This window comes from Aliiroseovarius sp. (assembly GCF_030148435.1).
Lineage (GTDB): Bacteria > Pseudomonadota > Alphaproteobacteria > Rhodobacterales > Rhodobacteraceae > JASBTN01.
In genome coordinates, this window is the sequence record NZ_JASBTN010000050.1 from 45,874 (window position 1) to 64,815 (window position 18,942).

Genomic DNA, 18,942 nt, shown 5'->3' on the forward strand with positions numbered 1-18,942 from the left:
CTTCGCTCAGCGATGCCGCTGGCCGCGCGACAGGGCGCGGCTCATCTGGGCGGCAATCTGGCTCTGCGACCGCTGGAAGCTTGCCGCATCCGGGGTCGAGATGTTCATGGTGATGTTGACCGGGGCTGCATTCCCCCGCGCCTGCACGCCCAGGCGGCCATCGGCACCACGGGTGAGCGGCATGATCGCCTCGGGACCAGCTTCGCCCATCAGACCCACGCCGCCGCGCATCGGGAAGGTCACCGGTCCCGAGACGATGCCGCCGGTGGCAAGGGGCGTGACCCGCCCCTGGCTGAAGGCCGCACCGTCGGCAAAGGGCAGAATCCCGTTCATGGCCCCGCCGACGGCGGCCCCGATCAGGTCCCCGAAATGGCCGGCCACCGGTCGGATTGCCGCGTTATAGGTCGCGTCGACCATGCTCTGCGCCACAGAGCGCAGCGCATCCGACAGTTTCATGCCGTCGAACACCAGCCCGTCAAAGGCCTTGCGCAACCCGCCCGAGATCCCGCGCGACAGCACGTTCACGTCGGTGCCCAGATCGGCCACCGTGGCCTGCATATTGCGCAGCTCCGTGTTGAAGGTCGCTGCCATCGCACCAGCCCCGCCCAGCGAAGTCTCCAGCGCATCAACCTCGGCGTCGAAGCCGCCGATTTCGTTGAACCGTGCCATTTCATTCTCCTTCGTTCAGTTGCGGTGCCGCGTCTGGCTGCCTGTCCGGAAAGGCGCGCGCCAGTTGTTCCAGCCGGGCGCGGCCCAGGGGCGCGCTGCCACCGCCGTCCTGGCCCAGCATCATCATCAGCTCGACCGGGGTGAGCACCCAGAACTCGGCCGGGCGCAGACCCAGCCCCTTCAGGCCCAGGCGCATCAGGGCGGGCCAGTCGAACCGCGGCGCCTCGCTCACGTCTCACCAGGCAGGGCAAAGGCCCGGGCCAGAAGCTGGCCCGCCACTTTCGCCGCTTCGACCGGCCCTCCGGAAATCTCGGCCGACATCAGGTCGACAGGCTGGCCACGCCAGCCTCCGCCCCTCAGCCCGGCCACGATCAGCGCCAGCACGTCACGGGTGGAAAACCCGCCACTTTCGAACCGTTCGACCAGTTCGACGATCGAGCCCGTCTTAAGTGCCTCTTCCAGCTCGGCCAGCGCACCCAGCGTCAGCTTCAGCACATGGCGCTCCCCATCGATGATCAACGCCACCTCTCCCGTCCACGGATTGGCCATGATCAGAACGCCGTAAAAGTCAGCTCGCCAGCGCTGGCCAGGCTGAGTTCATAGGTCGCCTCACCATTGTGGCTGCCGGCATATTCGATCGAAGTGATCATGAACGGGCCCTCGACCACGCCGAACTCGGGCACGATGACCTGAAAGCTCGGCACCTCGTTGTCGAAGAAGATCTGGCGCGCACGTTCGTCGGTGGTTTCGTCCTTGAACACACCCGAGCCCGAGATCGCGGCCGATTTGACCCCGGCCCCGCCAAGCAGCTCGCGCCAGCCGCCCTGGCTTTCCAGGCTGGTGACATCGACGCTTTCGGCGTTGAAGCTCAGGCGCGTGGCGCGCAGTCCCGCGATGGTCTCGAACGTGCCGGTATTGGTCATGTCGAGCTTGATGAGAAGGTCTTTGCCTTTCTGGGCAACCATAGGAATAACTCCGCTTTATCAATCAGTTGTCTTGGACCTGCGCACGGAAGACCAGGTCGATGCGACGCATGTCGTCATCCTCGACCCGCCGTGCCCGTGCACGATGGAAGTTCAGAGAGACCAGCACCCCTCGGGCCAGGACCAGCGAGGCATCGACCAGCGCATCGCTGATCGCCACCGCGACCTCCTTGGCCTGCTGAAACCCCGCCGCATCGGTAACGACGCTGATGGTGAACTCATGCAGGGCGCCGTAGGTGGTCATGTCGGACCGCGCGCGCACGTCCTCCGGCCCCAGGCTCACATAGGTGCCCGAGACGATGCCCGGCGGCGCGCTGTCATAAATCGCCCCCGAGACCAGCCCGCCCAGGGTCGTATCCGCCACAAGCCGCTGGTAGACCGCCTGTTGCAGAGCCGCCGAAACGCCGTAACTCATGCCGAGACCTCCTCTTGGCAGAAGCAGGTCAGGAACTGCGCCGTGTGGTCGCTTTCCGTCACCGCCAGAATGCGAAACAGCCGGTTGCCCGCACGAAAGCGTTGTTCGGGCTTGGGCCGCGAGGGGGCGCCATCCGGGGCAGCGCGCACGGTTATGCGCAACGCGATGGTCGAGACCGTCAGATGTTCGGCGCCCCGTTCCCGGCCGGTGCCCGGCTTGATCTGCGCCCAGAGCACGCCGAGCTCGACCCAGCTGCGGTCGAAACCGCCCGCGCCGTCCGGCGTCATCTGCGCCTCTTCCAGGAGCAGCCTGCGGTTCAGGACCGGCCCGCTCACAGCGCACCTCCCCCGCCGAACAGGCGCACGGTGCGGTAGCGCTGGATCAGCATGTTCACACCATGGGGCATCACCCCGTCGTCCGACGCGCTGTCGTGACGGTGTTCGTAATAGTGGCCGGCCAGCAGCATGACCGCCTGGTTCAGATCCGCCGGGATGTCGACCCAGGCGGGGCCGAAACCGGCGTCGAAGGCGATCTCGACCTGGCCGCCGACCGGAATGGCGGGCAGCACGATCCCGGTGGATACCAGGCGCGGACGCTGCATGTCGGGTTCCAGCACATAACGGTTGCTGGCGATCACCTCATCCACACCCAGGCGGTCGGTAATGCTCACGCCGGTTATGGCGCTGACCGGGGCCACCGGCAGGGCCTGGGCGGCCAGGTCGCGCCAGGCGGTCAGGGTCCAGCTGAAGGAACGGGTCAGGAGGATCTTGCCGGTGCGGGCCTCGATCGCGGCCATTGCGGCCCTCAGATAGGCCTCCAGCACGCCGTCCTGTACCCCGTCATCGGCAAACCCGGTGCCCAACCGCAGGTGGTCTTTGAATTCCGCGACCGGCAGAGCCGCGCCCGGCACTGTGGTCTGCTCGACTAACATCATGGATCATCTCCGAAATTCCGGGCCCCTCTCGTCAAAATCGGGTGGGATGGGCGCGCGCCTCCGTATTGCTCGGACGGAGGGGGAGCAGCTAGACAACACGGGGTCTTGGCGCGCGCCCGGGGAACGCACCCGGGGCTGCCCGGGCGCGAACTTCAGGAAGTCGGATTACGAGAGGCCGAACTTCAAGAGCTTGATCGCGGCGAAGTCGCTCACATCACCGCCGACGCGCTTGGTCGCATAGAACAGCACATGCGGCTTGGCCGAGAACGGGTCGCGCAGGATGCGGGTGTCGGGACGTTCAGCAACAGTGTAGCCGGCAGCGAAGTCGCCAAAGGCGATCGACATGGCATCGGCGCCGATGTCGGGCATGTCCTCGGCGATCACCACCGGATAGCCCATCAGGCGGGCCGGTTCGCCCGCAGCCAGGCCGTCCGACCACAGGAAGCGGCCGTCCAGGTCCTTCAGCTTGCGCACCGCACCTGCGGTTTTCGAGTTCATCACGAAGGCGCCGTTGGCGCGGTACTCGGCGCCAAGCGAATAGACCAGGTCAACGATGGCGTCGGCCGGGTTGGTGGCATCGAAATCACCCGAGGTGCCGGTGGCAACATAGCCGATATTGCCCCAGGTCCAGCTGTCGTTGGCCAGGGTCGGGTGGGTCAGGATACCAGTCGGCTTGTCGGTGCCATCACCGTTGATGAAAGCAGCCGCCTCGGCGCGGGCGAACCTGTCGGCGATACGGCCGGCCAGCCAGGTGTCGATGTCGAAAGCCGAGTCATCCAGCAGGCGCTGCGAAGCTTTCGGCAGGGCCGACAACTCGTGCAGCGGGATGGTGATGCGCTCGATCGTCGGGGTTCCGGTTTCGGTGGTGGAACCGGTTTCCGAGGCCCAGCCCGAGCCCAGATCCGAAAGGTCGATCAGCACATCGTACGAGGTCGCTTCGACATTGACGACATTGGCAATGGCCCGGATCGAGGAAGCGCCTTCCAGCACATTTTTGATCGTGTCCGCAGTCTGCGGATCGACCAGATAGCCTCCATCCGCAGCCACGGCGCTCGACATGGCCTTGCCTTCCAGGTCAAGGCCACGCAGCGCGTCATCATCGCCGGAACGCAGATAGGCCTCGAAAGCCTTCTGATGGGGGGCCTCGATGTCGGCGGCAGCGGACAGCGCGGGGCGCGCGGCAGGGTTCAGGGATTTCCGGTCCAGCATGGTCAGTCGCTCTTCCTGTTGTTGAAGTTTAGTGGAAATGTCGTCTTGAAATTCTTTGATATCGCTCACAAAATCGGCCAACGCGGTCTTTACCTCATCAGCCGGGGTCTGCCCGGTCGCCTTAGTCGACCGGCCCTGAGCTTTCGTCTCATTCTTGCTCATCTAGGGATCCTTTTCAGGGGTTCGGATCGCTGGCTCAGGGTTTGCGGGCCAGCATGCGGCGCGCGCCCTGAAGGGTCGCGGCCAGTTCACGCAGCTGGGCGGCTTCCAGGCTTTCGCCCTTGGCCCCCACCCGCGCACTGGGCAGCATCGGAAAGGTGACAAGCGACACCTCCCAAAGCTCCAGCTCGTGCAAGAGCCGCTGGCCCTTGTCATTCTTGGTGGCTTTGACCGTGCGGTAGCCGATCGACAGCCCGTCGATCGCACCCGCCCCGATCAGCGCGGCGGCCTCGGCCCCACGCGCCACGTCGGTCAGGATGCGGCCCTTGACGTACAGACCGCGCGTATCCTCGCGCACTTCGTCCCAGATGCCGATCGGCTGCGACGGATCATGCTGCCACAGCATCTTTACAGTGCGATCCCTGGCCGCGAGCGCGGCCAGACTTTTGCTGTAGGCGCCCCTGGTCACAACGTCATTACCGTTGTCGGCCTGGCCGAAATAGCTCGCGTAGCCTTCGATCAGCACGCCCTCTTCGACCTCGGCGGTCGCACCCAGGCGGGCAAACTTGTGCTCCAGACCCAAGTCTGTGTGGCTCAGGAATTCGTAGTTTCCGCTCATTCTTCTTGTCCTTCTTCAGCACCGTCCGACAGTTTCGGCAGCCCCAGCAGGGCGCGTTTCTCGTCCTTGGACAGGAAGTCGGCCTCGGCCACGCGCTTCCACTGCTGGTCGCGTTCGACGGCCAGCGCGGGGACCTGGTCCAGATCTGGTTTCAGCGTCACGGCCTCGCCAGAAAATTCGCTCAGCCAATGGCCCACGCTGGCTGTCACCTTGCTCACCAGTGGCAGAACCGTCAGGCGATAGAAGGCCCGGTTCGCTTCCTGGTAATTGGCGTAGGTGGCGTCACCGGGAATGCCCAACAGCATCGGCGGCACACCGAAGGCAGTGGCGATGTCGCGCGCCGCGTTTTCCTTCGAGCTCTGGAACTCCATGTCCGAGGGCGAGAAGCCCATCGGTTTCCAATCCAGCCCGCCTTCCAGCAGCATCGGGCGGCCGGCATTGCGGGCGCCGACGTGGTAGCGCTCCATCTCGTTCAGCAGGCGGTCGTATTGATCCGCCGAAAGCTGCGCCTGGCCGTCCGCCCCGTTGTAGACGATCGCGCCCGAGGGCCGCGCGGCATTGTCCAACAGCGCCTTGGACCAGTGGCTCGCCGCATTGTGCACGTCGATCGAGGCCGCGGCCGCCTGTAACGGGCTCAGCCCGTAGTGGTCGTCCTGCGGGTGGAACAGCTTGATGTGGCAGACTGGCGAAACGCCGTCGCCCAGGTGGAAACGGTGCTTGCGCGCGCCCACCGTATAATCATAGGCCACCGGCCAGCCATCGGCGCCGGGCACCAGGTTCATCCGGTCCGAACGCAGCACATGCAGCTCCCCCGGCGCGCCGGACTCGCCGCCAACCGCCTCCAGATAGCCGTTCCCAGTCAGGAGAAGCTGGCCGAACAGTGCCTCGAACAGTTCGGCACGCACCTGTGCCTGGTTCGGACGTTGCAGCAGGTCCAGGAGCGGGTGCTCCTCGTAGCGGCGTTCGGCATCCTGAAGAACCAGCGGCAGGGCCGCAGCCGCCTCTGCAATCAGCTTGACCGAACGGAACCCGACCGGGTTGCCGGAAAAACCGGTCTTCATCAGGCTCACGCTGTCCCGCGGGCTCCAGACCACCCGGCCCGAGCCGTGATAGGCGATCACGGGACCCGCAGCCGAGGCCTTGGTCTCGGGCGCATCGGTACTGCCGCGCTTCAGAAAATCAAACACCATTCCGGTCAGCTCCTAAGTTCTCGGCTGTGCTTCCCCGGGCTGTTGCCAGGGCAAACCTTCCCCGTTCCGGCACAGGGGCTGCGCCGATCCGGTCTCATCTCTCGTTTCGTGTTGCCGCCTCTTCGCGCCCTCAAAGGCGGATCCGCGGCTGGTGGAATAATCGAGGCGGCTCAATAACTTGCCGCTCGTCTTTCCGATGTGGGCACTCTCACAGAAAGAGTTAAAAAACTCTTTAACCGAGCGTTCGCATGCGCGGGCGGCGCCAATGGGCGGCGGGATCGATCATCAACTCCGTCAGGGCCCAGACCAGCGCATCGACGCGGTCGGGGCTGCCCTTGCCTTCATACCCCCGCAAGGTCATACGGCACATCTGGTCTTCGAGCACGTCGAAGGCCCGGGCGTGTTGCACCCGTCCCTGTTCGTACAGCGCCGCCACGGGTTCCGCCCGCGCGGACTTGCCCTTGGTCGCCCGCACCGCGCGAAACGACACCAGCGGGTCGATCTGCCTCAGCACGGTTTCCACAAGGTCGCCGCCCTGGTTCACCTCGGCGACAACCCGGTCCGCGCCGTGACGCGCGGCGGCGTCCAAAGCGGCCCGGGCCCATTGGGTCGGACTGGAGGCCGACACGCTGGCATCTTCCATAATCACCGCATTCCAATCCTTCGGGTCGCCGTCCGTGACCGCGCCAGCCACCACTATGCCGCATTCGTCAGATCCCGCGTGACCAGTGACCGGAGGGTCCACGGCGACAACGACGCGCATGCCTTCGGGCAGGTCGTCGGTCCGCGTGGCCTCCAGCCCCGAAAGGGTCCAGAGCGCGCCCTCGGCGTCCTCCAGCAGCACCCCGTCCAGTTCCTGCCGCCCCAGCCGCGTACCCGCATAGCGCGCGCGCACTTCCTCCAGGAAACTCTCGGCCAGCCAGGCACGGTTCGCTTCAGTCGCCGCATGGGTTGTGACGGTCGAAGGCGTTTTGAGAATCTGTTTCAGCACTGCGACATTGCGCGGCGTGGTGGTGACGACCTGACGCGGGTGACGGCCCAGGCGCAGACCGAATTGCAGCATGTCCCATGTCTCTTCGGCCTTTTTCCACTTTGCCAGCTCATCGACCCAGGCCGCGTCGAACTGCGGCCCACGCAGCGCTTCGGGCTCATGGGCGGAAAAGGCCTGCGCCGTGGCCCCGTTGGGCCAGACCAGGCGCCGCTTGGAGGCCTCCCACACGGGTCGCCGATCCGGCGGCGAACAGGCCAGGATGCCGCTGTCGCCAAAGATCATCACATCGCGCACCTGGTCGAAGGTCTCGCCCACCAGCGCCATGCGTTGTGCCCGCCCGGCAGCCAGGGGGGAGCCCCCCTCGACCTCGGCCCGGACCCATTCCGATCCGGCGCGGGTCTTGCCCGCCCCGCGCCCGCCCATGATCACCCAGGTGCGCCAGTCGCCGTCGGGCGGCAACTGGTGCGGCAGGGCCCAGAATTCGAACAGATAGGGCAGCGCCATCAGCGCGCCGTCACTCAGACTGTTCAGAAAGGCTTCCTGCTCGCTCTTGGGCTTGCAGGACAGCCAGTCGGCGCCCGATCTCATCGCGTGCTGCGTCAAGGTCAAGCTCTCCTTCGGCACATGTGCCGGTTGCATGTTTACGGACCTGGTCAACTCGTTTCCTTTCTTCAATCACACTCTGCATCGCCATTCGGGCTTCCTTGGTCGTCTTCGCGACATTCTGGGCGCCGTCTTTTTCACCATCCTTCAACCGCAGCAGCGCCTCGTCCAACGCAGCCAAGGCACGAAGAAAGTGCCGTTCTATCAGCTCCAGAATCTCTTCCGGAGCCATCTCCTTCCCTGTGGGCGTATTCAAAGTCATGGGTGCTCTTGCCTCTCATGCTGACCCCGCACGAGCGAAATGAAAAAGCGGCCGCCGGGGTGCTCCCGGGGCCGCTGCCCATTTCTTCTAGCATGCCACAGGGTCTACATCAGACCGGGCGCCCTGTCAAATCGGGCACCCCTTGGAGCGCCCGGCATGTTCATGATTTATTTACTTTTTCTCCGCCGACACCGGCCTACTGATTGGCCCGTTCCGCCTCGATTTTACGCCACTTGGCGACGTTTCGGTTATGCTCGTCCAATGTCTCGGCAAAGGCGTGCCCCCCGGTGCCGTCCGCCACGAAGAACAGGTAGGGCGTGCTGTCCGGGTTCAAAGCGGCCTCGATCGCTTCCAGCCCCGGATTGGCAATCGGGGTCGGCGGCAGCCCGTCAATCACATAGGTGTTCCACGGCGTGTCCGAACGCAGCTCGCTTTGCCGCAGCCCACGGCCCAGAGCGCCCTGCCCCTTTGTGATGCCATAGATCACGGTCGGGTCCGTCTGCAACCGCATGCCCCGGTTCAGGCGGTTGACGAAAACGCTCGCCACCTGTCGGCGTTCCTCGGCCAGACCGGTTTCCTTCTCGACGATGGAGGCCATGATCAACGCTTCCTCGGCATTGGCATAGGGCAGGCCTTCGGCACGGGCCTCCCAGGCCGCGGCCAGACGCTCTGCCTGTGCGGCTGCCATACGTGCAATCACGTCGGCGCGGGTGTCGCCCGGACGCACCTCGTAGCTGTCCGGCGCCAGGCTGCCTTCCTCAGGAAGCTCGTGCACTTCGCCGTCCAGGAAATCCGCGCCGTTCAGCGCATCAACGATCTGCCAGCTGGTTGCGCCCTCGGCCAGAGCAATACGGTAACGTGTATCGCCCTGCTCCCGCACACGGAGGTAATCCGCCGGTGCCTCGTTTTCCGGCGCGAATTCGGCCTTTGTGACGAAGCGCTGCGTGGCCGGATCCAGCTCGCGCACCTGGACTGCGCGCGACAGGATGCCGATGCGATAGACCACCTCGGTGCCGCAGGTCGATGCCCCGCCTCGGGTAACAATGTCCACGATCTCTTCCATCGAGGCACCTTCCGGCACCAGGAACGCGCCCGCTTTCAGCTGGCTCGCCTTCCCGCTGTAATCGACCCCGACGCGGAAGATCGACCCGTTGGTGATCGCACCTTGCGCGACCAGCTCGCGGCTCACACGCGCGAAACTGGACCCGCCCGCAACCCGCAGGCAGATCGCCGCCTCCAGCGGCCCCTGGGTGCGGTATTGCTTCTTGCCCCAGGCCACAACCGCCCCTGCCGCGATCAGGATCACGACGAAAAGCGTCAGCGCGTTGGACGCGATATTGCGCCACATCAGTCCGTGACCTTGCCCAGCACCAGACAGGCGTTCGTGCCGCCGAAGCCGAAGCTGTTGGACAGGGTGACATTGATCTCACGCTCTTCCTTGGCGTTGGCGGCCAGCGACAGTTTCGGCTCGATCGCCGGGTTGTCCAGGTTGATGGTCGGCGGCGCGACCTGGTCGCGGATGGCGAGTGTGCAGAACACCGCTTCGACCGCGCCGGCAGCCCCCAGCAGGTGCCCGATCGACGACTTGGTCGAGGACATGGTGGCCTTTTCCGCGGCGTCACCCAGCAGACGTTCGACCGCCCCCAGCTCGACCGTGTCGGCCATGGTCGAGGTGCCGTGCGCGTTGATATAATCCACCGCGCTCGGCTCCAGCCCCGCGTGTTTCAAAGCTGCCTGCATAGCGCGGTAGCCGCCGTCGCCATCTTCGGCCGGGGCGGTGATGTGATAGGCATCGCCCGACAGGCCATAGCCCAGCACCTCGGCATAGATCTTCGCGCCGCGCGCCTTGGCGTGTTCGTATTCCTCCAGCACCACGACGCCGGCGCCTTCGCCCATGACGAAACCGTCGCGATCGTCGTCATAGGGGCGGCTGGCGGTTTCCGGCGCATCGCTGCGCTTGGTCGACAGCGCCTTGCAGGCGTTGAAGCCCGCGATTCCGATCTCGCAAATCGCGGCTTCGGCGCCGCCGGCCACCATGACATCCGCATCACCATACTGAATCAGGCGGCTAGCATCCCCGATCGCATGGGCGCCAGTCGAACAGGCGGTTACAACCGCGTGGTTCGGACCCTTGAACCCGTATTTGATCGACACCTGGCCCGAGATCAGGTTGATCAGCGCACCTGGAATGAAGAAGGGAGACACCCGGCGGGGGCCACGTTCCTTGATCAGAACCGCGGTGTTGGCTATCGAATTCAGACCCCCGATACCCGAGCCGATCATCACGCCGGTGCGCAGAAGATCCTCTTCGTCCTCGGGCATCCAGCCGCTGTCTTCCACCGCCATCTGTGCGGCGGCCATGCCGAACAGGATGAATTCATCCACCTTGCGCGCTTCCTTGGGGGCCATGAAGTCATCGGGATTGAATGTCCCGTCCGACCCGTCGCCATAGGGCACTTCGCAGGCGTATTTGGTGGTAACGTCCGACGCATCGAACTTGGTAATCGGGCCAGCGCCCGACTTGCCCGCCAGGATACGCTCCCAGGTTTCCTCGACCCCGCTTGCCAGCGGAGAGACCATGCCCAGACCCGTGATGACCACTCGACGCATGCTGCTGCCCTTTCCAAGGTTCTCAAACACTCCGCGTTTGATACCTTGGCCCGGGGGGCAGGGGCAAGAGTGAAAGACCTTGAAGGTGGGCGGTTGACCGCTCTCAGCTTACTTGCAGGTTGCGCGGCTTCACTTCAGTGCGAATCTTGTCACCGATAGCATGACGTGCACGCTCCAGATCGTGTTCCAATTGCAGGTGAACCCAGAAATCCGATGCCGTCGAGAAATAGCGCGCAAGTCGCATCGACAACTCCACATCCACCGCAACCTCACCCTCCAGCACCTGTCGCACGCGCGCAGGCGGGATACCGAGCCGCAAGGACAGACGGGCCAGATCGACGCCCAATGGCTCCATGAACTCGGCGCGCAGCACCTCGCCCGGTGTCGGGCAAAGGAACCTGGGGGCTTCCTCCTTCGCAGGCGGTTCAATTTGCACTTCGATGGGCAAACCAGCCGCTTTCCAGGCTTTCATTCCGCCTTCCATGTGCCGTACGTCCTTGTGGCCCTCCTTGACCAGCATCTTCGCTGCCGCTTCCGAGCGCTTTCCTACCGCGCAATGCAAGACCAGTCGCTTATCTCCGATTTCGGGGAAGAACTCCGGATCAAAGCTCGACAAGGGCAAAAGTAGCGCGCCAGCGATATGTTCGACCTCGTACTCCTTGGTTTCACGCACATCAACAAGCAGGACTTCACCGGTTTCCAACCATTCTTCGACCTCACCGGGTTGAACGGTTTCAATCACGATTTCAGCAGCCTGACCCATCTTTCGTTCCTTCTTTCTGAAAACGCCCAATCCTAACGGAGTCCGCTCTGGAAATCTGTCCCAAATAGCGAAGCACCTTGGAACAGGTGCAAATGAAAACGGCGCCCCGCAGGACGCCGTTTTCCGTAAGTCGTATCGAAAGCGATCAGGCGGCTTGCGAGATGAACTTGACCGCATCGCCGAAGGTCTGGATGGTCTCGGCGGCGTCGTCCGGAATCTCGATGCCGAACTCTTCTTCGAAAGCCATCACCAGTTCGACGGTGTCGAGGCTGTCGGCGCCCAGGTCGTCGATGAACGAGGCCGATTCCGTAACCTTGTCCTCTTCCACACCCAGGTGCTCAACAACGATTTTCTTCACGCGATCTGCGACGTCGCTCATGTTATTTCCTCACAGTTATCAGGCTCTTGGCCTCTTTTCGTCTGGCCCTGTCGAGCCGCTCAGTTTCCCGCGCGTTAAGCCGAGATACCCCCGCGCCACAAACGCGCCGGGGCAAAACCTGCGCCGCCTATAGCATATCGTTGCATTTAGGCAAACGCTTTCAACCCGCAAGGGGCTGATGGCGATCAGATCATCGCTCAGATCATTGCCATGCCGCCGTTCACATGCAGCGTGGTGCCGGTGGTATAGCCCGCCTGGTCGCTGGACAGATAGAGGACCGAGGCGGCAATTTCCTCGGCCGAACCCATGCGCCCCGCCGGGATCTGCACGTTGATCTTGTCCTTCTGATCCTCGGTCAGCTTGTCGGTCATCGCGGTAGCGATGAAACCGGGGGCGACACAGTTCACGGTGATGCCGCGGCTGGCGACCTCATAGGCGATGGATTTCGACATGCCGACCATGCCGGCCTTGGACGCGGCATAGTTCGCCTGGCCCGGATTGCCGGTGGCGCCCACGACCGAGCTGATGTTGACGATACGGCCCCAGCGCGACTTCATCATGCCGCGCATCACGCCGCGGCACAGGCGCATGGTCGAGGTCAGGTTCACCTCCAGCACACTGGCCCAGTCCTCGTCGGACATGCGCATGAAAAGCTGATCGCGGGTAATGCCCGCGTTGTTGACCAGGATATCGACCGCCCCCATCGCGGCGGCGGCCTCTTTTGGCAGGGCGTCGACAGCGGCGCCATCGGACAGGTTGCAGGGCAGCACATGGGCACGCTCGCCAAGTTCACCGGCCAAAGCCTCCAGCGGCTCGACCCGCGTGCCCGACAGGGCCACGGTCGCGCCCGCGCCGTGCAGCGCCTTGGCAATGGCGCCACCGATGCCGCCCGAGGCGCCGGTTATCAGCGCGTTCTTTCCAGTCAGATCAAACATTTATAAGTCCTTCCTTATCCTTCGGCAGGCGCAATTCTCTTCGTAAAGAATTGGCAAGAATTTTCGAGAATTCTTTGACCCGCTCAGCCGTTCAGCGCGTCCACGGCGGCTTTGACATCTTCCGGTGTGCCCACCGCGCGGCAGGTCACTTGTTTCGCGATACGGCGGATCATGCCCGACAGCGCTTTGCCCGCGCCGATCTCCCAGATCTCGGTCACGCCCTGATCCGCCATCCAGGCCACGCTTTCACGCCAGCGCACGGACCCTGTCACCTGATCGACCAGCAGCGAGCGCAGCAGCGTCGGATCGGTTTCCGCATGGGCCAGCACATTTGGCACCAGGGGCACTTTCGGCGTGTTCAACTCGACATGGGACAGGGCCTCGGCCATCGCCTCGGCAGCGGGCTTCATCAGCGCGCAATGGAACGGAGCGCTGACCGGAAGCAGAACCGCGCGGCGCGCGCCCTTGTCCTTGGCGATCTCGATCGCGCGTTCCACCGCCTCCTTGTGGCCGGACACGACCACCTGTGCCGGGTCATTGTCGTTGGCGGCCTGGCAGACCTGGTCATAGGCAGCTTCGGCGGCCACTTCGGCCGCGGTCTCGAAATCCAGCCCCAGCAGCGCGGCCATCGCGCCGACGCCCACAGGCACGGCCTTCTGCATCGCCTCGCCGCGGGTGCGCAGCAGGCGGGCAGTGTCCGCGACCGACAGGGCACCGGCGGCGGCCAGCGCCGAATATTCACCCAGCGAATGGCCGGCCACGTAGCTGGCCGCAGTGATCTCGACCCCTTCGGCTTCCAGCGCGCGCATTGCCGCCAGCGAGGTGGCCATCAGCGCGGGTTGGGCGTTCTGGGTCAGGGTCAGCTCATCCTGCTCCCCTTCCCAGATCAGGGTGGAAAGCTTCTCGCCCAGGGCCTCGTCCACCTCGTCGAACACGGCCTTTGCAGCCGGATAGGCCTCGGCCAGGGCCTTGCCCATACCGATCGATTGGGCGCCCTGCCCCGGGAATACGAATGCGCGGCTCATGGGGCCTCCTTATCGTTCGCTGTCTCGCTCTGTTGCACCGGGATAGCGCGCGGGCGGGCCGGGTGCAATTGCCGCTTGGCGAATCCCTTCCCAAAACCAACGAAACCGCGCCACAGGGCACGGTTTCAAATCCAGCATTACAAAAGACGTCAGGCGAATTCGGCCTGTCTGATCTCTCCGTCCGGTCTGCGACGCAGCTTCTTGCGCAACATTTCCCCACGTATTGCATGAGAGATATCATGCGCCAGCCGCTCGCGCAGCGGTTCCAGCATCTCGACCCTGCCGTCGGCCACTTCCACCGCCCGATCGGAGTTGCCGACCCGCAGAAACAGCCGGGCAGGTTCGCCCGGTTTCTTCGATCGCATCAGGTAAACCGAACCGATTTGCGCGAAGTCAAGCGCGGCGCTCACCTGATAGTCACCTGCGATGTTGCGCAGACCGATCCGCATTTCCTTGCGGGCCAGGTCGATCTGGACCTCGTTGTTGTACCCCGATCTCGCGCTCCAGATCAGCAGGAGTCCCGAAAACAGAAGGCTGACGCTCAACGCCAGCTTCATTGTCAGGGTGTCGTTCCCGACGACGGTGCCCGGAAGAACCCAAAACCCGAATGCGGTCAGCATACAGACAGCCCCCAGGAGCTTCCCCCCCCTTTCCAGGGCCATGCCCCGGGCTCGCGCCCGGTCGCTCTCGATCACTGTGTAACCCCAGTGGGTCTGCAATACGCGCGGCCCCCGGGCCACATCACTCACACGCGTCACGCCCTGCTGGAAGGTTCCAAGCTGTGCGGTCATCGCGCCATCCTCTGTTTCTTTCGCCCCACTTGGTTAAGGTTTCATGAGCAAAGGCGGCACAAATAAGGCAAGGCTGCGATCTTTCCATGCCCCCCGGATTCGACGCGTCCGCGAATTCGCGACCTTCTCTCCTGCAATCCTCCCTTGTAATCGCCCCCCCTGCGTGTATAAGGGCGCGTCCTTTCGCAAACCGTGATTTGCGTTGCCTCTCGTGGGTGGGCCGTGGAAGGACACAGCTGGCCCCATCCTTTGAAGCGCGCTTGAAAACAGAAGTGGAGCAAACATGCCTTTGTATGAGCATGTCTTCATCTCGCGCCAGGACCTGTCGAACACCCAGGCCGAGAACCTCATCGAACATTTTGGCACCGTGCTGTCGGACAACGGCGGCAAGCTCGTGGACAGCGAGTATTGGGGTGTCAAGACGATGGCCTACAAGATCAACAAGAACCGCAAGGGGCACTACGCCTTCCTGAAGTCGGACGCCCCCTCGGGTGCCGTGCAGGAAATGGAACGCCTGATGCGCCTGCATGACGACGTCATGCGCGTTCTGACGATCAAGGTGGACGATCACGCCGAAGGCCCCTCGATCCAAATGCAGAAACGTGACGAGCGCGGCGACCGCCGTGGCCGTGACCGCTAAGTCGAAGGAGACCTAAACAATGGCAAGCAAACCGTTTTTCCGCCGTCGCAAGGTCTGCCCGTTCTCCGGTGAGAACGCGCCCAAGATCGACTACAAGGACACCCGCCTGCTGCAGCGCTACATCTCGGAGCGTGGCAAGATCGTGCCCTCGCGCATCACCGCCGTGTCCGCCAAGAAACAGCGTGAACTGGCCCGCGCCATCAAGCGTGCCCGTTTCCTGGCGCTGCTGCCCTACGCCGTGAAGTAAGGAGAAAGCACAATGCAAGTTATCCTGCTCGAACGCGTGGCCAAGCTGGGCCAGATGGGCGACGTCGTCGACGTCAAGCCCGGTTACGCCCGCAACTTCCTGCTGCCGCAAGGCAAGGCCCTGACCGCGTCGGACGCCAACGTGGCGTCCTTCGAGGCCCAGAAAGCCCAGCTGGAAGCCCGCAACCTGGAGACCAAAAAAGAAGCCGAGGCTCTGTCCGAGAAGCTCGGTGGTCAGCAGTTCATCGTGATTCGTTCGGCCTCGGATGCCGGCGCCCTCTACGGTTCGGTCACGCCGCGTGACGCCGCTGATGTCGCCACCGAAGCCGGCTTCTCGCTGGACAAGAAACAGGTCGCCCTGATCTCCCCGATCAAGGATCTGGGCCTGCATGACGTCGCCGTCAAGCTGCACCCGGAAGTCGAAGTGACCATCCAGCTGAACGTGGCCCGTTCGGACGAGGAAGCCGAGCTGCAAGCCTCGGGCAAATCGATCCAGGAACTGGCCGCCGAAGCCGAAGCCGAAGCCGAATTCGAGATCGCCGAACTGTTCGACGACATCGGCTCGGCCGCCTCGGAAGACGACGACCTTGTGGCTGGCGACGAAGCCCCGGCCGAAGAGACCGCAGACGAAGAGTAACCTCTTCGAAATGCTGCAAGAACACACCGCGCCCCTCGGGGCGCGGTTTTTTTGTTTTCTTCCTTTGTGAGGCTCCGTGCAGGGTCTAGGTTTGAATGAAATATAAGGAATATAAGGAGGGAACCGATTATGATTATTCGTTCAGCCATTTTGAGCATCGGGTTGGCGATGATTGCCGGAGCCGCGAGCGCCTGCCCGAACTACAACCTGTACGGTGACACCTACGAGCTAAACGGCGCCGACCTCTACAACCCGCAATCGGTCAGCCTGCAGGCGGGCGGAAACCGCTCGATTACCGGTTGCGGCATTCGCTTCGGATCCGACCGTGGCCGCGGCTATGTGACCGAGGCGCCGGATTTCTCGATTCGCCTGTCCGGCATGCAACGCTATTCGATCTCTTTCTCCGTGCGCAGCCAATGCGACAGCATCCTGCTGATCAATACCGGCGCGGCGAATTGGTATTACGACGATGACGACAACGGCAATTACGATGCCAAGATCACATTGACGCGCCCGTCGAACGGCTGGATGGACATCTGGGTCGGCACTCATGACGGCTCGGTCTGCGACGCGACCCTGACGCTGGAAACCTTCTACCGCTGAAGCCGGCCCGCGCCGCCTGCCCCGACAACCGAAAAGGGCCGCCCAACCGGGCGGCCCTTTCCTTGTCAGCGGATCCCAGAGGGCCGCGACTTATTCGTCGTCCAGCGCCTCGACAGCTTTCTGCAGGTCGTCCTTCGAGACTTCCTTCTCGGCCACCTCCGCCAGCTCGAACACGTAGTCCACGACCTTGTCCTCGAACAGCGGCGCCTGGATCTGCTGGCGCATCTGCGGGTTCTGCTGCACGAATTCGAAGAACTGACGCTCCTGACCGGGGTACTGGCGCGCCTGGTTCATGATCGCCTGGGTGAACTCGGCATCCGAAACCTCGATCTCGTTCTTCTGACCCAGCTCGGCCAGCAGCAGGCCCAGGCGCACGCGGCGGGCAGCCAGGGAGTTGTGCTCCTCGGTCGGCTCGACCTCGCCGTGGTCGTGGCCTTCAACCTCGGGGTTTTCCTCGTGCCACAGCTGGTGGGCGATCTGCTTGGCCTCGGCGTCCAGCAGCGACGGCGGCAGGTCGAAGGACACGGCCTTGTCCAGCTCGTCCAGCAGGGCCCGTTTCATCACCGCGCGGGCGGCACCGTTGTATTCGGCTTCCAGACGCTCGCCGATCTGGGTTTTCAGCGCACCCAGGTCTTCCGCGCCGAACTTGGTGGCCAGTTCGTCGTTGATCTCGGCCGCTTTCGGCGCCTTGACGGCTTTCACCGTGCATTCGAACACGGCTTCCTTGCCGGCCAGGTTTTCGGCCTGGTAATCCTCGGGGAACGAGACTTTCACCTCGACCTCTTCGTCAGCCTTGGCACCGACCAGCTGCTCTTCGAAACCGGGGATGAAGCTGCCCGAGCCCAGCACCAGCGGGAAGTCGTCCGCCGCGCCGCCGTCGAAGGCTTCGCCGTCGATCTTGCCCAGGAAGTCGATCACGACCTGATCACCGTCCTTGGCTTTCGAGCCTTTGCGGCGATCGTCGAAGTCCTGCGCGGTTTCCGCCAGGTTGGCCAGGGCTTCGTCCACGTCGGCTTCGGCGGCTTTCACGACCAGCTTTTCCAGCTTGATGCCCTTCAGGTCCACATCCGGGATTTCCGGCAGGGCTTCGTAGGTCATCTCGACCTCGACGTCGTCGCCTTCCTTCCAGTCTTCCTGGTTGGTCATGGTGACGTTGGGCTGCAGGGCGGGACGGTCGCCCGTTGCCTCGAAATGCTCGGCCATGGCGCCGTCGACGGCTTCCTGCATGGCTTCGCCCATCAGGCGCGGACCGAATTGCTTCTTCAGCAGGGCCATCGGCACCTTGCCCTTGCGGAAGCCCTTCAGTTCGACTTCGGGCCGGGCCTCTTCCAGCTTTTCGTTGACCTTGGTGTCCAGATCGGTGGCCGGAACCACGATCTTGTAGCCACGTTTCAAGCCTTCATTCAGGGTCTCAGTGACCTGCATTGTTTCGTCCTTTTCTCTTCTCTGGTGCGGGTGAAGGGACTCGAACCCCCACGCCTCGCGGCGCCAGAACCTAAATCTGGTGCGTCTACCAATTCCGCCACACCCGCGAAAACCGACAGGCAGCCCGTTCAGAGCCGCCTGAATTTCGCGCCCTTCTAGCAAAGTCGGGTGGGGGATGCGAGAGGAAAAAGCGGCGAAAAGGCGTGACGCTTAACCCTATCTTCGGCTATTGTCGCCAAAAAAAGAGCAGTCAGAAAGAACAGGCACCCATGGTACAGCAAAACCGGGGGCTGACAGGTGGGCACAGGACCCGCCCGCCCCGTCATATCTTCATGTCCGGCCTCGCGTCCGGCGCCCCCGTCACGACCCTGGATGGCGAACTGCCGGTGGAATTTCTGCATGCCGGCGACCGGATCGTCACCCCGGATCGCGGCATGGTCCGGCTGCGTGCGCTTACCGCGCGGCCTGTGTATCGCAACGATCTGGTCCGGGTTTCCCCCCGCGCGCTGAATCCGGCCGCCGGCGACCCAGATTACTGGATCGCGGCTGAGCAGCCGTTGCTGCTGTGCGATTGGCGGGCCAGGGCAATGTTTGGGCGTACCCGCCTGCTGGTGCCCGCCGCACGGTTGCTGGACGGCGCGTATTTGCGGCGCGAAACCTGTGGCGGACAGACCATGCTCTTCCAGCTTCATTTCGACGAAAAGCACCTGATCCGCGCGGGCGGGCTCGACATGACGTCGACCCCGCTCAAAGGCCTGAAACGGCGCGCTCGGCCGGACCGGCAGGCGGCAACCGGTCGCTAACTTGTCCCATCCGCGCCTCATTTGCGCCACAATCCGGCATAACTTCTTCAC

The 18,942-nt window shown here is 63.7% G+C and carries 25 protein-coding genes and 1 tRNA gene; 5 read left to right on the forward strand and 21 right to left on the reverse strand.

The window, feature by feature from the left end; all coding sequences use genetic code 11:
* Positions 1–6: 6 nt before the first annotated feature.
* The 19 genes from Q1V43_RS08880 to Q1V43_RS08970 all read right to left on the reverse strand — a co-directional run bounded on the left by Q1V43_RS08880 (position 7) and on the right by Q1V43_RS08970 (position 14,537).
* Positions 7–669, reverse strand: a complete 663-nt coding sequence (locus Q1V43_RS08880) for a phage tail tape measure protein (RefSeq protein WP_300516687.1) — start codon at positions 667–669, stop codon at positions 7–9.
* Position 670: 1 nt separating this feature from the next.
* Positions 671–901, reverse strand: a complete 231-nt coding sequence (locus Q1V43_RS08885) for a rcc01693 family protein (protein WP_300516689.1) — start codon at positions 899–901, stop codon at positions 671–673.
* Positions 898–1,218, reverse strand: a complete 321-nt coding sequence (locus Q1V43_RS08890) for a gene transfer agent family protein (RefSeq protein WP_300516691.1) — start codon at positions 1,216–1,218, stop codon at positions 898–900. The genes Q1V43_RS08885 and Q1V43_RS08890 overlap by 4 nt, the downstream gene beginning before the upstream one ends.
* Positions 1,219–1,220: 2 nt before the next feature.
* Positions 1,221–1,634: a phage major tail protein, TP901-1 family gene (locus tag Q1V43_RS08895; RefSeq protein WP_300516693.1), complete on the reverse strand. Its 414-nt coding sequence runs from the start codon at positions 1,632–1,634 to the stop codon at positions 1,221–1,223.
* 22 nt (positions 1,635–1,656) lie between these two features.
* Entirely contained in the window at positions 1,657–2,067 is a 411-nt protein-coding gene (locus tag Q1V43_RS08900; RefSeq protein WP_300516695.1) for a DUF3168 domain-containing protein, read from the reverse strand.
* Entirely contained in the window at positions 2,064–2,402 is a 339-nt protein-coding gene (locus Q1V43_RS08905) for a head-tail adaptor protein (RefSeq protein ID WP_300516697.1), read from the reverse strand. Before Q1V43_RS08905 ends, Q1V43_RS08900 begins: the two co-directional genes overlap by 4 nt.
* Positions 2,399–3,001 carry a head-tail connector protein gene (locus Q1V43_RS08910; protein WP_300516699.1) on the reverse strand — a complete coding sequence of 201 codons (603 nt, stop codon included), beginning with the start codon at positions 2,999–3,001 and terminating at the stop codon, positions 2,399–2,401. The genes Q1V43_RS08905 and Q1V43_RS08910 overlap by 4 nt, the downstream gene beginning before the upstream one ends.
* A 165-nt stretch (positions 3,002–3,166) precedes the next feature.
* Positions 3,167–4,372, reverse strand: coding sequence for a phage major capsid protein (locus Q1V43_RS08915; RefSeq protein ID WP_300516701.1), 1,206 nt, complete (start codon positions 4,370–4,372; stop codon positions 3,167–3,169).
* 34 nt (positions 4,373–4,406) lie between these two features.
* Positions 4,407–4,988 carry an HK97 family phage prohead protease gene (locus tag Q1V43_RS08920; RefSeq protein WP_300516703.1) on the reverse strand — a complete coding sequence of 194 codons (582 nt, stop codon included), beginning with the start codon at positions 4,986–4,988 and terminating at the stop codon, positions 4,407–4,409.
* Positions 4,985–6,178 carry a phage portal protein gene (locus tag Q1V43_RS08925; protein ID WP_300516706.1) on the reverse strand — a complete coding sequence of 398 codons (1,194 nt, stop codon included), beginning with the start codon at positions 6,176–6,178 and terminating at the stop codon, positions 4,985–4,987. Before Q1V43_RS08925 ends, Q1V43_RS08920 begins: the two co-directional genes overlap by 4 nt.
* Before the next feature lie 232 nt (positions 6,179–6,410).
* The gene (locus Q1V43_RS08930; protein ID WP_300516709.1) at positions 6,411–7,757 is read right to left on the reverse strand and encodes a terminase family protein; all 1,347 of its coding nucleotides are present in this window, start codon (positions 7,755–7,757) and stop codon (positions 6,411–6,413) included.
* Complete coding sequence (locus Q1V43_RS08935) at positions 7,684–8,034, reverse strand: hypothetical protein (RefSeq protein ID WP_300516711.1); 351 nt, start codon at positions 8,032–8,034, stop codon at positions 7,684–7,686. Before Q1V43_RS08935 ends, Q1V43_RS08930 begins: the two co-directional genes overlap by 74 nt.
* 196 nt (positions 8,035–8,230) lie before the next feature.
* Positions 8,231–9,382 (reverse strand): endolytic transglycosylase MltG, encoded by a 1,152-nt coding sequence (mltG, locus tag Q1V43_RS08940; RefSeq protein WP_300516714.1) that lies wholly within the window; start codon positions 9,380–9,382, stop codon positions 8,231–8,233.
* The gene (fabF, locus tag Q1V43_RS08945) at positions 9,382–10,644 is read right to left on the reverse strand and encodes a beta-ketoacyl-ACP synthase II (RefSeq protein WP_300516716.1); all 1,263 of its coding nucleotides are present in this window, start codon (positions 10,642–10,644) and stop codon (positions 9,382–9,384) included. The genes mltG and fabF overlap by 1 nt, the downstream gene beginning before the upstream one ends.
* Positions 10,645–10,747: 103 nt before the next feature.
* Entirely contained in the window at positions 10,748–11,407 is a 660-nt protein-coding gene (locus Q1V43_RS08950) for a HigA family addiction module antitoxin (RefSeq protein WP_300516718.1), read from the reverse strand.
* 145 nt (positions 11,408–11,552) lie between these two features.
* Positions 11,553–11,786, reverse strand: coding sequence for an acyl carrier protein (locus Q1V43_RS08955; protein ID WP_300516720.1), 234 nt, complete (start codon positions 11,784–11,786; stop codon positions 11,553–11,555).
* A 197-nt stretch (positions 11,787–11,983) separates the two neighbouring features.
* Positions 11,984–12,721, reverse strand: a complete 738-nt coding sequence (gene fabG, locus Q1V43_RS08960) for a 3-oxoacyl-[acyl-carrier-protein] reductase (protein ID WP_300516722.1) — start codon at positions 12,719–12,721, stop codon at positions 11,984–11,986.
* A gap of 83 nt (positions 12,722–12,804) precedes the next feature.
* The gene (fabD, locus tag Q1V43_RS08965) at positions 12,805–13,746 is read right to left on the reverse strand and encodes an ACP S-malonyltransferase (protein WP_300516724.1); all 942 of its coding nucleotides are present in this window, start codon (positions 13,744–13,746) and stop codon (positions 12,805–12,807) included.
* 149 nt (positions 13,747–13,895) lie between these two features.
* On the reverse strand, positions 13,896–14,537 hold the full coding sequence (locus tag Q1V43_RS08970; RefSeq protein ID WP_300516727.1) for a hypothetical protein: 642 nt from the start codon (positions 14,535–14,537) through the stop codon (positions 13,896–13,898).
* A gap of 283 nt (positions 14,538–14,820) precedes the next feature.
* Here Q1V43_RS08970 and rpsF point away from each other — a divergent pair, with 283 nt between their 5' ends.
* From rpsF to Q1V43_RS08990, 4 genes are all read left to right on the forward strand, one after another.
* Positions 14,821–15,177 carry a 30S ribosomal protein S6 gene (rpsF, locus tag Q1V43_RS08975; protein ID WP_300516730.1) on the forward strand — a complete coding sequence of 119 codons (357 nt, stop codon included), beginning with the start codon at positions 14,821–14,823 and terminating at the stop codon, positions 15,175–15,177.
* 19 nt (positions 15,178–15,196) lie between these two features.
* Positions 15,197–15,424 (forward strand): 30S ribosomal protein S18, encoded by a 228-nt coding sequence (gene rpsR, locus Q1V43_RS08980; protein ID WP_242106406.1) that lies wholly within the window; start codon positions 15,197–15,199, stop codon positions 15,422–15,424.
* Between the two features lie 12 nt (positions 15,425–15,436).
* On the forward strand, positions 15,437–16,060 hold the full coding sequence (rplI, locus tag Q1V43_RS08985; protein WP_300516737.1) for a 50S ribosomal protein L9: 624 nt from the start codon (positions 15,437–15,439) through the stop codon (positions 16,058–16,060).
* A 129-nt stretch (positions 16,061–16,189) separates the two neighbouring features.
* Positions 16,190–16,663 carry a hypothetical protein gene (locus Q1V43_RS08990; protein ID WP_300516741.1) on the forward strand — a complete coding sequence of 158 codons (474 nt, stop codon included), beginning with the start codon at positions 16,190–16,192 and terminating at the stop codon, positions 16,661–16,663.
* Between the two features lie 90 nt (positions 16,664–16,753).
* On the opposite strand, the gene tig is transcribed toward Q1V43_RS08990, so the two are convergent.
* Together tig and Q1V43_RS09000 are read right to left on the reverse strand one after the other, a co-directional pair.
* Positions 16,754–18,088 carry a trigger factor gene (tig, locus tag Q1V43_RS08995; RefSeq protein WP_300516744.1) on the reverse strand — a complete coding sequence of 445 codons (1,335 nt, stop codon included), beginning with the start codon at positions 18,086–18,088 and terminating at the stop codon, positions 16,754–16,756.
* 22 nt (positions 18,089–18,110) lie between these two features.
* Positions 18,111–18,195: transfer RNA gene (locus tag Q1V43_RS09000), tRNA-Leu, on the reverse strand.
* Positions 18,196–18,420: 225 nt separating this feature from the next.
* On the opposite strand from Q1V43_RS09000, the gene Q1V43_RS09005 reads away from it, so the two are divergent.
* Positions 18,421–18,891 carry a Hint domain-containing protein gene (locus tag Q1V43_RS09005; RefSeq protein ID WP_300516746.1) on the forward strand — a complete coding sequence of 157 codons (471 nt, stop codon included), beginning with the start codon at positions 18,421–18,423 and terminating at the stop codon, positions 18,889–18,891.
* Positions 18,892–18,942 lie beyond the last annotated feature (51 nt).